Below are 13,975 nucleotides of genomic sequence, written 5' to 3'. Positions count from 1 at the left end.
GAAACGGTCTGATCCGTCCGCCACAATTCCATGATCGACAGGAGTCGGGGTGGGCGAGATCAGGGGGTGGGGGCGTGGTTGGCGATGTTGCGGGCCATGCCGCCGAAGATGATCGTGTGGAACGGGGCGACCGAGAGCCAGTAGAGATGGCCGGGTAGGCCCCGGGGGAGGAAGACGGCGCGTTGCACGTACCGGCTGCGGCCCTCGCCGGCCGGCTCGGCGCGCAGTTCCAGCCAGGCCCGGCCGGGCAGCCGCATCTCCGCGCGCAGCCGCAGCAGCTCCCCGGGGACGATCTCCTCGACCCGCCAGAAGTCCAGCGCCTCACCGACCTGGAGGCGGTGCGGATCGCGCCGGCCCCGGCGCAGCCCCACCCCGCCGACCAGCCGGTCCAGCCAGCCGCGTACCGACCAGGCGAGTGGGAACGAGTACCAGCCGTGCTCGCCGCCGACGCCCTCGATGACCCGCCAGAGCGCGGCCGGCGGGGCGGCCACCTCCTGCTCCCGGACGTCGGTGTAGGCGGTCCCGCCGGACCAGTCCGGGTCCGACGGCAGGGGCTCGGCCGGGGCGTCCGGGCCGCTCGCGTTGGACCAGCGGGTCTCCACCTGGGCGTCGCGCACCTTGGTCAGGGCCAGCGCGACGGCGTCGTCGAAGCCGGTCAGCCCGCCCGGCGGGTCGGGCAGCCACCGGGCGATGTCGTGCTCGTGCGCGACCGCCTCGTGGATCAGGCTCTCCACCAGCGGGCGGGCGATGGCGTTCGGCACCGGCGTGATCAACCCCACCCAGTGCGAGGACAGCGCCGGGGTCAGCGGGCGGACCGGCACGATGATCCGGCGGCGCAGCCCGGCGACCCGCGCGTACCGCTGCATCATCTCCCGGAAGGTGAGCACGTCCGGGCCGGCGATGTCGAAGGCCCGGTCCACCTCCGGCGGCAGGCCGGCGCATCCGACCAGGTAGCGCAGCACGTCCCGGACGGCGATCGGCTGGATCCGGTTGCGGACCCAGCGGGGGGTGACCATGGCCGGCAGCCGCTCGGTGAGGTAGCGCAGCATCTCGAACGAGGCCGACCCGGAACCGATGATCACGGCGGCCCGCAGCACCGCCGTGGGCACCTCGCCGGCCAGCAGGATCCGGGCCACCTCGGCCCGGGACCGCAGGTGCGGCGAGGTCGAGCCGCCGGCCGCCGGCTCCGGCCCACCCAGGTAGACGATCCGGCGTACGCCGGCCGCGGCGGCGGCCTCGGCGAAGTTGGTGGCGGCCTCCCGGTCGGCCGCCTCGAAGTCGGCCTGCCCGAGCGAGTGCACCAGGTAGTACGCGACGTCGACGTCGGCGAAGGCGGCCGGGAGCGTCTCCGGCCGGCGCAGGTCCCCCTCGGCGATCTCGGCCTGCGCCGCCCAGGGCACGTCGCGCAGCCGGCCGGCCTTGCGGGCCAGGCAGCGCACCTGGTGCCCCTCGGCCAGCAGGCGGGGCGCGAGCCGGCCGCCGATGTATCCGGTCGCGCCGGTGACGAGGCATCTCACGGACACCAGTGTGCGGCTCCGTACACTCTTTCGCTGTGGAGAACGTGAAGCGCACCTGGTGGGGGCCGGAGCGGGGGCGGCCCGTCGTGGCCGCGCCGCACGCCGGCGGCCCGGAAGACCCGCGTGGCTGAGCCCGGGGCGGGTGGGCCGGCGGTGGCCGACGACCAGGGGTGGCGGCTGCGCCACCTGCCGGTGCTGCTGGCCGCCTCGGCGGTGCTGGGGGTGGTCGCCGCGCTGGTCGGTGCGGTGACCGGGGGCGGTGTGGCGGCCCTGGGCGCGGCGGCCGGGGTGGCGGTGACGGTGGTCAGCTACAGCCTGACCACGGTGGTGCTGGCCCGGGCCGACGCGGTCAACCCGCAGCTGGTGCTGCCGCTCGGCCTGGGCCTCTACATCGCCAAGTTCACCCTGCTGGGGGTGGTCATGGTGGCGGTGGCATCGACCGGCTGGGGTGGCCTGGTTCCACTCTGTATCGGCATCGCCGCCGGCGTGGTGGTCTGGACCGGAGTGCACATCTGGTGGCTGACCAGGGTGTATTCCCGTCGACCCGGCTCCTGACCGTCCCACATGGTGGGCGGGCGGGCGACTGTCCGCGTGCGGTCGTTCTCTCACTTGCGGAAGGGGAGTAGCGTGCCCCCAGACGAAGGAGCCCACCGGATGCCCACACAACGACGGTTGTGCGGGGGGTGAGGCACAGCCTCGTCTCCCCGGCTGATATCGTTCGCCCCGTCATGGCTGGTGACCAGAACCCCCGACCCACCGGTGGCCCGGACGACGTTCCGACCGGCGCCGGTCAGGGTTGGACCGCGCTCTCGTACCTCATCGGGGGCATGCTCGTCTGGGGTTTCATCGGCTGGCTGGTCGACCAGTGGCTCGACTCCGGCGGCATCGCCACCGGGATCGGTGTCGTGCTCGGCATGGCCGGGGGGATCATCCTGGTCGTCCGTCGGCTCGGCACGCCTACTTAGGAAGGGACGCGGTGTTCGGACAGGCGAACGTCCTGGCAGCGGGCCAGGCGGCATTCCCACCCAGCGTGGAGGACTTCTACCTGCCCAGCATCCTGCCCTGGGGTGCGCACGACTCGTACTGGTTCACCAAGATCACGGCGATGGTCTGGGTCGCCGTCGGCATCCTGATCATCTTCTTCCTGGCGACCTACCGGAAGCCGCAGCTGGTCCCGACCAAGAAGCAGTGGCTCGCCGAGTCGATCTACGGCTTCGTGCGGAACAACATCGCGGTCGACATGATCGGGCACCGGGGGGTGCGGTTCGCGCCGTACTTCACCACGCTGTTCTGCTTCGTGCTGCTGACCAACTTCTTCGCGATCGTGCCGCTCTTCCAGATCTCGCCGAACTCGCACATCGCCTTCCCGGCGGTCCTCGCCGTGATCAGCTACGTGATGTTCAACTACGTCGGCATCCGGCACCACGGCTTCGTGAAGTACTTCAAGAACTCCCTGATCCCGCCGGCGCCCTGGTACATCCTGCCGCTGCTGATCCCGATCGAGTTCTTCTCCACCTTCCTCGTACGGCCGTTCTCGCTGGCCGTGCGTCTCTTCGCCAACATGTTCGCCGGGCACATGCTGCTGCTGGTCTTCACCCTCGGCGGCTTCGCGATGCTCAGCGCCAACGCCTGGCTCGCGCCGGTCTCGGTGCTGTCCTGGGTGATGACCATCGCGCTCACCTTCCTCGAATTCCTGGTCATCTGCCTGCAGGCCTACGTCTTCACCGTCCTCACCGCAAGCTACGTGCAGGGCGCGCTCGCCGACGAGCACTGATCCACCGGGCGGGGGCTCGAAAGCGAGCACTGGTCCACGGGCGGGGGCTCGCTCGCGAGCACTGGTCCACCGCATCAACCCGTTGTCGTCCCGCGTGAGAGTCACGCGAGATACCCAGGAGGAACCACACCCATGGACGCTAGCGTTCTCGCCGAGGTCACCGGCAGCACCGCCGCCATCGGCTACGGCCTCGCCGCCATCGGCCCGGGCATCGGCGTCGGCCTGGTCTTCGCCGCCTACATCCAGTCGACGGCCCGCCAGCCGGAGTCGTCCCGGATGACCCTGCCGTACGTCTGGATCGGCTTCGCCGTCATCGAGGCGCTCGCGCTGCTGGGCATCGCCTTCGGCTTCATCTGGGCCGGCTGACCCGGCCCCTGCAGACCGGGAGGTCATCCATGTACTTCCTCGCCGCTGAGGGTGGTGAGTCGACGCACAACCCGATCATCCCGCTCTGGCAGGAGATCGTGGTCGGCAGCGTCGCCTTCGCCGTGCTCTGCTTCGTGCTGATGAAGTTCGTCTTCCCCCGCATGGAACAGACGTTCCAGGCCCGGGTCGACGCGATCGAGGGCGGGATCAAGCGCGCCGAGGCCGCCCAGGCCGAGGCCAACCAGCTCCTCGAGCAGTACCGCGCGCAGCTCGCCGAGGCGCGTACCGACGCCGCCAAGATCCGGGACGACGCCCGGGCCGACGCGGAGGGCATCCGGCAGGACATCCTCGGCAAGGCGCGGGAGGAGTCCGACCGGATCATCGCGGCCGGCAAGGAGCAGCTCGCCGCCGAGCGGGCCACCATCGTGCGTGAGCTGCGGGCCGAGGTCGGCACCATCGCGGTGGACCTGGCCAGCAAGATCGTCGGCGAGTCGCTGGCCGACGAGGCACGCCGCAAGGGCACCGTCGACCGGTTCCTGAGCAACCTCGAGAGCACGGGGGCCCGCTGATGCAGGCCGCCAGCCGGGAGTCGTACGCGGTCGCGGCCGAGCGCCTCGACGCGTACGTCCGCGGGGCGGAGCCGTCGGCGGTGGCGACCACCGCCGACGACGTCCTCTCCGTCGCCGCCCTGTTGCGGGGCGAGCCGCGGCTGCGCCGGGCGCTGTCCGACCCGGCCCGCAGCGGCGACGACCGTGCGGCGCTGCTCAACGGCATCCTGGCCGGCAAGATCGGCGCGGACGCGCTCGACCTGCTGTCCGGCCTGGTCGCCGGCCGCTGGTCGACGCCGTCGGAGCTGCTCGACGGCACCGAGCGGCTCGGGGTAGAGGCGCTGCTGGCCAGTGCCGACGCCGCGGGCGACCTCGGTGAGGTCGAGGACGAGCTGTTCCGCTTCGGCCAGGTGGTCGCCGGCCAGTCCGCGCTCTCCGCGGCGCTGGCCGACCCGATCGCCCCGGCCGGGCAGCGGGCCGGGCTGGCCCGGGAACTGCTCGCCGGCAAGGCCCGGCCGGTCACCGTCCGCCTCGTCGAGGTGGCTCTCGGCGGGTTCGGGGGACGCTCCTTCACCGGGGCGCTCACCCGGCTGGTCGAGCTGGCCGCCGACCGGCGGGACCGTCAGGTCGCGTACGTGACCGTGGCGGCTCCGTTGAGTGAGTCCGACGAGCGACGGCTCGGTGCCCGCCTCTCCGCGATGTACGGTCGAGAGGTTTCCGTCAAGCAGACGGTCGACCCGGAGGTGCTCGGTGGGGTGAGCGTGCGGGTCGGTTCCGACCTGTACGACGGCACCGTCCTGCGCCGCCTCAACGAGACCCGCAACGCGCTCGTGCAGCGCTGACCAGCGGCCTCGCCGCCCTTTGATCGACGCCATTCGGACCGGTCGGTACTAGGTATCCCGGGCCCCTGATACTTAAGGAAGCAGAGGATGGCCGAGCTGACCATCTCGACGGAGGAGATCCGCGGCGCCCTGGAGCGCTACGTCTCCTCCTACTCGACCGACGTCTCCCGCGAGGAGGTCGGCACCGTCGCCGACACCGGTGACGGCATCGCCCACGTCGAGGGCCTGCCCTCGACCATGACCAACGAACTCCTGGAGTTCGAGGACGGCACGCTCGGCGTGGCGTTGAACCTCGACGTGCGGGAGATCGGTGTCGTCGTTCTCGGTGACTCCGCCAAGCTGGAGGAGGGGCAGCGCGTCAAGCGCACCGGCCGGGTGCTCTCCGTACCGGTCGGCGACGCCTTCCTCGGCCGCGTGGTCAACGCGCTCGGCCAGCCGATCGACGGCCTCGGCGACATCGCCGACGAGGGCTACCGCGAGCTGGAGCTCCAGGCCCCCAACGTGATGTCCCGGCAGTCGGTCGACGAGCCGCTGCAGACCGGCATCAAGGCGATCGACGCGATGACCCCGATCGGTCGGGGCCAGCGGCAGCTGATCATCGGCGACCGGAAGACCGGCAAGACCACCGTCGCGCTGGACACCATCCTCAACCAGCGGGACAACTGGCGCTCCGGCGACCCGAAGAAGCAGGTCCGCTGCATCTACGTCGCCATCGGCCAGAAGGCCTCCACGATCGCCTCGATCAAGGGCATCCTGGAGGACGCGGGCGCGCTGGAGTACACCACCATCGTGGCCTCCCCGGCGTCCGACCCGGCCGGCTTCAAGTACCTCGCCCCGTACACCGGCTCGTCCATCGGGCAGCACTGGATGTACGGCGGCAAGCACGTCCTGATCGTCTTCGACGACCTGAGCAAGCAGGCCGAGGCGTACCGGGCCGTGTCGCTGCTGCTGCGTCGCCCGCCGGGCCGTGAGGCGTACCCGGGTGACGTCTTCTACCTGCACTCCCGCCTGCTGGAGCGCTGCGCGAAGCTCTCCGACGAGCTGGGTGGCGGCTCGATGACCGGCCTGCCGATCATCGAGACGAAGGCCAACGACATCTCGGCCTTCATCCCGACCAACGTCATCTCCATCACCGACGGCCAGATCTTCCTGGAGTCCGACCTGTTCAACCAGGGCGTCCGGCCGGCCATCAACGTCGGCACCTCGGTCTCCCGGGTCGGTGGCGCCGCCCAGATGAAGCCGATGAAGAAGGTCTCCGGCTCGCTGCGGCTCAACCTGGCCCAGTTCCGTGAGCTGGAGGCGTTCGCCGCCTTCGCCTCCGACCTGGACAAGGCCTCGCAGGCCCAGCTGAACCGGGGTTCCCGGCTGGTCGAGCTGCTCAAGCAGCCGAACTACTCGCCGTACCCGGTGCAGGAGCAGGTCGTCTCGGTCTGGGCCGGCGTCGAGGGCAAGCTGGACGACGTCCCGGTCGGCGAGATCCGTCGCTTCGAGTCCGAGTTCCTCCAGTACCTGCGGCACAAGCACGAGGGTGTGCTGGCCTCGATCGCGGACGGCAAGTGGGGCGACGACATCTCCGCCTCGCTCGACTCGGCCATCGGCGAGTTCAAGCAGGTCTTCCTCGGCAAGGCCGACGAGCGCCGGGTCAACGACGCGCCGGCCAAGCCGCTGGAGGGCGAGTCGGACCGGGAGACGGTCACCCGCTACGCCGGCGGCGACGCCGAGAAGCAGTAGGGCTGACTCATGGCGGCCCAGGTACGCGTTCTTCGCCAGCGAATCCGTTCGGCGAAGGGGATGAAGAAGATCACCAAGGCGATGGAGCTCGTGGCGACGAGCCGCATCGCCAAGGCCCAGGCCCGGGTGACGGCGTCCCTGCCGTACGCCCAGGCGATCACCGGCGTGCTCACCGCGCTGGCCTCGAACGCCCGGATCGACCACCCGCTGCTCACCCCGCGCGAGCGGGTGCGGCGGGCGGGCGTCCTGCTGGTCACCTCCGACCGGGGCCTGGCCGGTGGGTACAGCTCCAACGCGATCAGGACCGCCGAGTCGCTGATCGCCCGGCTCACCGCCGACGGCAAGGAGCCGGTGCTCTACGTCATCGGACGCAAGGGCCTGACGTTCTACCGGTTCCGCAACCGGCAGATCGCGGCGAACTGGACCGGCTTCTCGGAGCAGCCCACGTTCGCCGACGCCCGTGAGGTCGGCGAGACGCTGATCGCGGCGTTCACCGCCGGTGCCGACGACACCGACGGCGACGCCGGGCCGGACGGCGTGCTCGGCATCGACGAGTTGCACATCGTCTACACCGAGTTCCACAGCCTGATGACCCAGAACCCGGTCACGAAGATCATCGGTCCGATGCAGGTCGAGGACCGGCCGCGCTCCGAGGGGCTGCTGCCGGCGTACGAGTTCGAGCCGGAGGCGGAGTCGCTGCTCGACGCGCTGTTGCCGAAGTACATCAACACGCGGATCTACGCGGCGTTGCTGGAGTCGGCGGCGAGCGAGTCGGCGGCCCGGCGGCGGGCGATGAAGAGCGCCACCGACAACGCCGAAGAGATGATCGAGAAGTACACGCGTGAGATGAACTCGGCCCGCCAGGCCGGGATCACCCAGGAGATCAGTGAGATCGTCGGCGGCGCGAACGCGCTGGCCGCGTCGGGAAGTGAAGTGTGATGACTGTATCCGCAGTTGCCGGGGGACCGGCAGAGACCAGTACGGCCACCGGTCGCGTGGTTCGGGTCATCGGCCCGGTCGTCGACGCCGAGTTCCCGCGCGACGCCATGCCGACCCTGTTCAACGCCCTGCACGTGGAGGTGAACCTCTCCGGCGGCGCGAAGACGCTCACCCTGGAGGTCGCCCAGCACCTGGGTGACAACCTGGTCCGGGCCATCTCGATGCAGCCGACCGACGGTCTGGTCCGCGGCGCCGAGGTGACCGACTCCGGCTCGCCGATCACCGTTCCGGTGGGCGACGCGGTCAAGGGCCACGTCTTCAACGCCATCGGCGAGTGCCTCAACCTCACCGAGGGCGAGACGCTCGACGCGGACGACAGGTGGGGCATCCACCGCAAGGCCCCGGCCTTCGCGGACCTGGAGCCGAAGACCGAGATGCTGGAGACCGGCATCAAGGTCATCGACCTGCTCGCCCCGTACGTCAAGGGCGGCAAGATCGGCCTGTTCGGCGGCGCGGGCGTGGGCAAGACGGTGCTCATCCAGGAGATGATCACCCGCGTGGCCCGGAACTTCGGTGGTACGTCGGTCTTCGCCGGCGTGGGTGAGCGCACCCGTGAGGGCAACGACCTCATCGCCGAGATGACCGAGTCCGGCGTCATCGACAAGACCGCGCTGGTCTACGGCCAGATGGACGAGCCGCCGGGCACCCGGCTGCGGGTGGCGCTGTCGGCGCTGACCATGGCCGAGTACTTCCGGGACGTCAAGAAGCAGGAGGTGCTGCTCTTCATCGACAACATCTTCCGCTTCACCCAGGCCGGTTCCGAGGTCTCCACCCTGCTCGGCCGGATGCCGAGCGCGGTGGGTTACCAGCCGACCCTGGCCGACGAGATGGGCGAGCTCCAGGAGCGGATCACCTCCGTCCGGGGCCAGGCCATCACCTCGCTCCAGGCGATCTACGTGCCCGCCGACGACTACACCGACCCGGCGCCGGCGACCACCTTCGCCCACCTGGACGCGACCACCAACCTGGAGCGGTCGATCTCCGACAAGGGCATCTACCCGGCCGTGGACCCGCTGGCGTCCTCGTCCCGGATCCTCGCCCCGGAGTTCGTCGGCGAGGCGCACTTCGCGGTGGCCACCGAGGTCAAGCGCATCCTCCAGCGCTACAAGGACCTCCAGGACATCATCGCCATCCTCGGTATCGAGGAGCTCTCGGAAGAGGACAAGCTCACCGTCGGCCGGGCCCGCCGGATCGAGCGCTTCCTCTCCCAGAACACCTACGCCGCCGAGCAGTTCACCGGCGTGCCGGGCTCGACGGTCCCGATCGAGGAGACCATCGACGCGTTCCGGAAGATCAGCGAGGGCGAGTACGACCACTTCCCCGAGCAGGCCTTCTTCATGTGCGGCGGTCTGGAGGACCTGGAGCGCAAGGCGAAGGAGCTGATGTCGGAGGGCTGAGCCCCCGGACAGTCGTGCTACGAGGGCCACCCCGGTCGACCGGGGTGGCCTTCGGCCTTTCCTGCCTGGTGGGGGCCGGTGTCCGGTTGCCGGGCGAGCGGTCGCCACGGGGGCGCGGTACCGTTCCGAGAACGACTCTCGGATCCGGGTGTCGGTCTGGTGCAACTTTTCGACCGGGTACGCCCGTCTCCTCTTCGTGGGCGTGACGAATCCTCGTGACGAGTCCCCGTGCGCGACGAATGGAGCTGCTGGTGGGCAAGGCCGGCAAGGGCGGCAGGGACGGTAAGGCCGGCACGGTGGGTAAGGCCGGCACGGTCGACAAGGCCGGCAGAGCCGGTAAGGGTGGCAAGCGGTCGATCTGGTCCGGGGTGCCCCGCTGGGCGCGCGCGTGCACCATCTTCGGAGTCGTGCTGCTGATGCTCAGCGGCGCCGTCCTGGTGGGCTACGAGACGCTGCTGTCGCGCTACGAGGGTTCGGTGGGCAAGGCCGACCTGTTCGGCGACAAGGCGGCCGGGGCGCAGGAGCGCAAGAGCAACGTCAAGGGCCCGCTGAACATCCTGCTGGTGGGCATCGACCCCCGGGACGCCAAGACCCCGCCGCTGGCCGACTCGATCATGGTGCTGCACGTGCCCGAGTCGCTGGACCGGGCGTACATCTTCTCCGTGCCGCGTGACCTCTACGTCGACATCCCCAAGTTCGACAAGGCCGGCTACCGGGGCGGCTCCGGCAAGATCAACGGAGCGATGTCGCACGGCAGCATCGTCGAGGGCAAGAACCCCAGCGCGGCGCAGGGCTTCGAACTGCTCGCCAAGACCGTGCAGAAGGCGACCGGGATCACCCGGTTCGACGCCGGGGCGATCATCAACTTCACCGGTTTCCAGAAGATCGTCGACGCGATGGGCGGCGTCGACATGTACATCGAGCGGGAGGTCCGCTCCGAGCACCGCGAGCCGAACGGCAAGCACCGCAAGGGCAACCCGTACGGCGAGGGGTACATCGGGCCGCAGGCGGTCTACAAGAAGGGCAACCAGCACCTCAGCGGCTGGCAGGCGCTGGACTACGTCCGGCAGCGCTACCCGAAGAACGGCGTCCCGGACGCCGACTACGGCCGGCAGCGGCACCAGCAGCAGTTCATCAAGGCGATGGTCAGCCAGGCGTTCAGCGCCGACGTGGTGACCAACCCGATCAAGCTGGACCGGGTGATCCGGGCCGCCGGCCAGTCGCTGACCTTCAACGGCCGGGGCAACAGCGTGGTCGACTTCGCCATCGCGCTCAAGGACATCCGCTCGGAGAACGTCGAGCTGATCAAGCTGCCGGGGGAGGGGATCGGCACCGGCAACGGCTACCGGGGGGAGCGGTTGCTGCCCGCCGCCGACGACTTCTTCGCCGCCCTCAAGGACGAGCAGTTGGACGCCTTCCTGCTGGAGCACCCGGAGTTCCGCAACAAGGTCAAGTGACCCCGCGGGGTGCCGACACCACCGTCCGGCCAGCCGACACGCCGGACGGTGGTGCAGGTCTCGGCACCCGCGTTGGGTCGGCGACGGCGGTCCGACTAGACTTTCGGCAATCCGTCGCCGCAGCAAGGAGACAGCGTGGCACAGCAGCTTCACGTCGACCTCGTAGCCGTCGAGGAGAAGGTCTGGTCCGGCGAGGCCGAGATGGTCGTCGCCCGTACGACCGAAGGCGAGCTGGGTGTGCTGCCGGGGCACGCGCCGCTGCTCGGCCAGCTCGCCGAGCCCAGCCAGGTCCGGATCAAGCAGGCCGGCGGCCAGCAGGTCGCCTACGACATCACCGGCGGGTTCCTGTCGGTCGGCGCGGAGAGCGTGACAGTGCTCGCCGAGAGCGCCACCCCGGCCACTCCGGCCCGCTGAGCCCACCCGCCGATGGAGATCGTCGAAGGGATCGGAATCGGCATCGCGGTGATCCTCGCCGCGCTCCTGATCCTCTTCGTCCGGCGGGCCCTGGTCACCCGTAGCGGCGGCATCATCCGGCTGAGCGTCCGGGTCACCACCGTCCTGGACGGCCGGGGCTGGTCACCGGGCTTCGCGCGGTTCGTCGGCGACCAGCTCCGCTGGTACCGGATGTTCAGCTTCGCCCTGCGGCCCAAGCGGGTGCTCTCCCGCAAGGAGCTGGTGGTGGAGCGGCGGCGGCTGCCCGAGGGCCAGGAACGGCTCTCCATGCCGTCCGACTGGGTGATCCTCCGCTGTACCAGTCAACACGCCCCGGTCGAGATCGCCATGGCCCGATCCACGGTGACCGGTTTCTCCTCCTGGCTCGAGGCCGCCCCGCCCGGGGCGGCCTCGCCACGTATGGCCTCCCAGGACTGGCCCGCCGCCTGACCCGGCAGCGGCCCGGTCGCGGTCACGGTGCCCCGACGGCGGCCACCAGCTCGACCTCGTAGCCCTGCCCGTCGGTGAGGTAGGCGGCGTAGCTGTCCGGACCACCGGCGTGCGGGTGGCGGTCGGCGAACAGCAGCGTCCAGCCGTGGTCCGCGGCGGTGGCCACCAGCCGGTCCACCGCGTGCGGCGGACCGGCGTGGAAGGCCAGGTGGTTGAGCCCCGGGGCGAGCCGGTCGTGGACCCGCCCGGTCAGTGCCGGGGACTCCTCGACGACCAGGTACGTCGGGCCGTGCCGCCAGGAGCAGCCGGCCGGCCAGTCCTGGTACGGCGTCCAGCCCAGTTCACCGAGCAGCCAACCCCAGCTCCGCTTCGCGGCGGCCAGGTCGGGCACCCAGACCTCGACGTGGTGCAGCCCGCCCGTGCTCAGCGCCTGCCGCCCGGCACCCATAGCACATCGCCGCCCGGATTGGCCGTTCTTGACAGGATGAACAGCAGGTCGGAGAGGCGGTTGAGATACTTTGCCGGAAGGGAGCTAGTGCGATCCGGATCGTGGGCGACCAGGGCCCAGGCCGCCCGTTCGGCGCGCCGGGCGATCGTCCGAGCCACGTGCAGCAGCGCCGCGCCAGCGGTGCCGCCGGGGAGGATGAAGGAGTCGAGCTTGCCCAGTCGCCCGTTGTACTCGTCGCACCAGCCTTCGAGGCGTTCGACGTACTCCTCGGTGACCCGCAGCGGCGGGTACGCCGGGTCCGGCTCGACGGGGGTGGCCAGGTCGGCGCCGACGTCGAACATGTCGTTCTGGATCGACTCCAGCACGGCCCGCAGCTCGTCGTCGAGCTGCCCCAGGGCGAGCGCCACGCCGAGCGCGGCGTTGCACTCGTCGACATCCGCGTACGCGGCGATCCGGGGATCGGTCTTCGGCACCTGCTCGTTGTTGCTCAGCCTGGTCATGCCGGCGTCGCCGGCCTTGGTGTAGATGCGCGTGAGGTGGACGGCCATGACGCACAGCCTACGGATACCGGACCTGACGATCCCGGCACGGCCCGCTGCGGCCGGTTGGCCGGCGGAGGTGGGGCCGGGTGACGCCGGTGACCCGGCGGTCGACGCGGTCGACGTCATCCGGGTCGGCGGCGACGCCCGGCTGGCCGGCACGGTGCACGTCGTCGGGGCGAAGAACTCGGCGCTGAAGCTGATGGCGGCGGCGCTGCTGGCGCCCGGCCGTACGGTGATCACGAACGTGCCCCGGATCACCGACATCGCCATCATGGGCGAGGTGCTGCGCCGGCTCGGCTGCGCGGTGCACTTCGCGGCGGACGACCCGGTGGACCCGATGGTCGCCTACGACGGGCAGGCCCGCTCCCGGTCGGTCGTCATCGACGTGCCCGAGCAGCCCGGCGCGGACGCCGACTACGACCTGGTGCGTCGGCTGCGGGCGTCGATCTGCGTGTTGGGCCCGCTGCTGGCCCGCCGGGGGTACGTGCGGGTGGCCCACCCGGGTGGGGACGCGATCGGCTCGCGGGGCCTGGACATGCACATCGCCGGGCTGGCCCGGATGGGCGCGGAGGTCTCCGGCGAGCACGGCTTCGTCATCGCCGCCGCCCCGGACGGGCTGCGGGGGGCCGAGATCGTGCTGGACTTCCCCAGCGTGGGCGCCACCGAGAACCTGGTGATGGCGGCGGTGCTGGCCCGGGGCGTGACGACGATCGACAACGCGGCCCGGGAACCGGAGATCGTCGACCTCTGCACGATGCTCAACCGGATGGGCGCCCGGATCTCCGGCTGCGGCAGCTCGACGCTGCGCATCGCCGGGGTGCCCGCGCTGCGCCCGGTGCGGCACGCCACGGTGGGGGACCGGATCGTCGCCGGGACGTGGGCGTTCGGCGCGGCGATGACCCGGGGGGACGTGACGGTCACCGGGATCGACCCGGCCTACCTGGAGGTCGCGCTGGACAAGCTGGTGTCGGCCGGCGCGCTGGTGGAGACCCGGGGCGACGCCTTCCGGGTCCGCGCCGACGACCGGCCCGCCGCCGTGGACGTGGTGACCCTGCCGTACCCGGGGTTCGCCACCGACCTGCTGCCGATGGCGATCGGCCTGGCGGCGGTCAGCGACGGGGCGTCACTGATCACCGAGAACATCTTCGACGGCCGGTTCATGTTCGCCAACGAGATGGTGCGGCTCGGTGCCGACATCAAGACCGACGGCCATCACGCCGTGGTCCGGGGCCGGGACCGGCTCTCCGGCGCGCCGGTCCGGGCCACCGACATCCGGGCCGGCGCCGGGCTGATCATCGCGGGGCTCTGCGCGGACGGCGTCACCGAGGTCTCCCACGTGCACCACGTGGACCGGGGCTACCCGGACTTCGTGGCCGACCTGCGGGCGCTCGGCGTGGAGGTGGAACGGGGCACCGCCGCGGAGACCCCCGAGCTGACCATCTGACCCGCCCGCCGCCTCCCGTCGCCGGTCC

At 70.9% G+C, this 13,975-nt stretch carries 16 protein-coding genes; 13 read left to right on the top strand and 3 right to left on the bottom strand.

Annotated features, from left to right (window positions below; genetic code table 11):
- Positions 1-59 precede the first annotated feature (59 nt).
- Complete coding sequence (locus B5D80_RS06115) at positions 60-1,517, bottom strand: SDR family oxidoreductase (RefSeq protein WP_088642849.1); 1,458 nt, start codon at positions 1,515-1,517, stop codon at positions 60-62.
- A 123-nt stretch (positions 1,518-1,640) separates the two neighbouring features.
- Between B5D80_RS06115 and B5D80_RS06110 the strand changes: the two genes are divergently transcribed.
- The 12 genes from B5D80_RS06110 (at position 1,641) to B5D80_RS06055 (ending at position 11,513) form a co-directional block, all read left to right on the top strand.
- Positions 1,641-2,072 carry a hypothetical protein gene (locus tag B5D80_RS06110; RefSeq protein WP_088642788.1) on the top strand — a complete coding sequence of 144 codons (432 nt, stop codon included), beginning with the start codon at positions 1,641-1,643 and terminating at the stop codon, positions 2,070-2,072.
- Between the two features lie 173 nt (positions 2,073-2,245).
- Positions 2,246-2,482: an AtpZ/AtpI family protein gene (locus B5D80_RS06105; RefSeq protein WP_088642787.1), complete on the top strand. Its 237-nt coding sequence runs from the start codon at positions 2,246-2,248 to the stop codon at positions 2,480-2,482.
- Between the two features lie 11 nt (positions 2,483-2,493).
- Positions 2,494-3,291: a F0F1 ATP synthase subunit A gene (gene atpB / locus B5D80_RS06100; protein ID WP_088642786.1), complete on the top strand. Its 798-nt coding sequence runs from the start codon at positions 2,494-2,496 to the stop codon at positions 3,289-3,291.
- Positions 3,292-3,423: 132 nt separating this feature from the next.
- Entirely contained in the window at positions 3,424-3,657 is a 234-nt protein-coding gene (locus B5D80_RS06095; protein ID WP_067312849.1) for an ATP synthase subunit c family protein, read from the top strand.
- A gap of 29 nt (positions 3,658-3,686) precedes the next feature.
- On the top strand, positions 3,687-4,226 hold the full coding sequence (locus B5D80_RS06090) for a F0F1 ATP synthase subunit B (RefSeq protein ID WP_088642785.1): 540 nt from the start codon (positions 3,687-3,689) through the stop codon (positions 4,224-4,226).
- Positions 4,226-5,047 carry a F0F1 ATP synthase subunit delta gene (locus B5D80_RS06085; RefSeq protein ID WP_088642784.1) on the top strand — a complete coding sequence of 274 codons (822 nt, stop codon included), beginning with the start codon at positions 4,226-4,228 and terminating at the stop codon, positions 5,045-5,047. Before B5D80_RS06090 ends, B5D80_RS06085 begins: the two co-directional genes overlap by 1 nt.
- A gap of 87 nt (positions 5,048-5,134) precedes the next feature.
- Positions 5,135-6,778, top strand: a complete 1,644-nt coding sequence (gene atpA, locus B5D80_RS06080) for a F0F1 ATP synthase subunit alpha (RefSeq protein WP_088642783.1) — start codon at positions 5,135-5,137, stop codon at positions 6,776-6,778.
- A 9-nt stretch (positions 6,779-6,787) separates the two neighbouring features.
- Positions 6,788-7,717 carry a F0F1 ATP synthase subunit gamma gene (locus B5D80_RS06075; protein WP_088642782.1) on the top strand — a complete coding sequence of 310 codons (930 nt, stop codon included), beginning with the start codon at positions 6,788-6,790 and terminating at the stop codon, positions 7,715-7,717.
- Positions 7,717-9,174 (top strand): F0F1 ATP synthase subunit beta, encoded by a 1,458-nt coding sequence (gene atpD / locus B5D80_RS06070; protein ID WP_088642781.1) that lies wholly within the window; start codon positions 7,717-7,719, stop codon positions 9,172-9,174. The genes B5D80_RS06075 and atpD overlap by 1 nt, the downstream gene beginning before the upstream one ends.
- Before the next feature lie 215 nt (positions 9,175-9,389).
- Positions 9,390-10,631 (top strand): LCP family protein, encoded by a 1,242-nt coding sequence (locus B5D80_RS06065; RefSeq protein WP_245854272.1) that lies wholly within the window; start codon positions 9,390-9,392, stop codon positions 10,629-10,631.
- A gap of 135 nt (positions 10,632-10,766) precedes the next feature.
- Positions 10,767-11,045, top strand: coding sequence for a F0F1 ATP synthase subunit epsilon (locus tag B5D80_RS06060; RefSeq protein ID WP_067312863.1), 279 nt, complete (start codon positions 10,767-10,769; stop codon positions 11,043-11,045).
- Between the two features lie 12 nt (positions 11,046-11,057).
- Positions 11,058-11,513, top strand: a complete 456-nt coding sequence (locus B5D80_RS06055) for a DUF2550 domain-containing protein (protein WP_088642779.1) — start codon at positions 11,058-11,060, stop codon at positions 11,511-11,513.
- A gap of 22 nt (positions 11,514-11,535) precedes the next feature.
- On the opposite strand, the gene B5D80_RS06050 is transcribed toward B5D80_RS06055, so the two are convergent.
- Both B5D80_RS06050 and B5D80_RS06045 read right to left on the bottom strand, forming a co-directional pair.
- On the bottom strand, positions 11,536-11,961 hold the full coding sequence (locus B5D80_RS06050; RefSeq protein ID WP_088642778.1) for a VOC family protein: 426 nt from the start codon (positions 11,959-11,961) through the stop codon (positions 11,536-11,538).
- Complete coding sequence (locus tag B5D80_RS06045) at positions 11,937-12,509, bottom strand: cob(I)yrinic acid a,c-diamide adenosyltransferase (protein WP_088642777.1); 573 nt, start codon at positions 12,507-12,509, stop codon at positions 11,937-11,939. Before B5D80_RS06045 ends, B5D80_RS06050 begins: the two co-directional genes overlap by 25 nt.
- Here B5D80_RS06045 and murA point away from each other — a divergent pair.
- Positions 12,508-13,947: a UDP-N-acetylglucosamine 1-carboxyvinyltransferase gene (murA, locus tag B5D80_RS06040; RefSeq protein WP_088642776.1), complete on the top strand. Its 1,440-nt coding sequence runs from the start codon at positions 12,508-12,510 to the stop codon at positions 13,945-13,947. The genes B5D80_RS06045 and murA overlap by 2 nt on opposite strands.
- Positions 13,948-13,975: the final 28 nt, after the last annotated feature.

Origin of the sequence: Micromonospora wenchangensis (assembly GCF_002210435.1) — a bacterium.
GTDB classification, from domain to species: Bacteria; Actinomycetota; Actinomycetes; order Mycobacteriales; family Micromonosporaceae; genus Micromonospora; species Micromonospora wenchangensis.
Note: the sequence above shows the minus strand (reverse complement) of the source record. Positions and strands in the feature narration are given on the sequence as shown.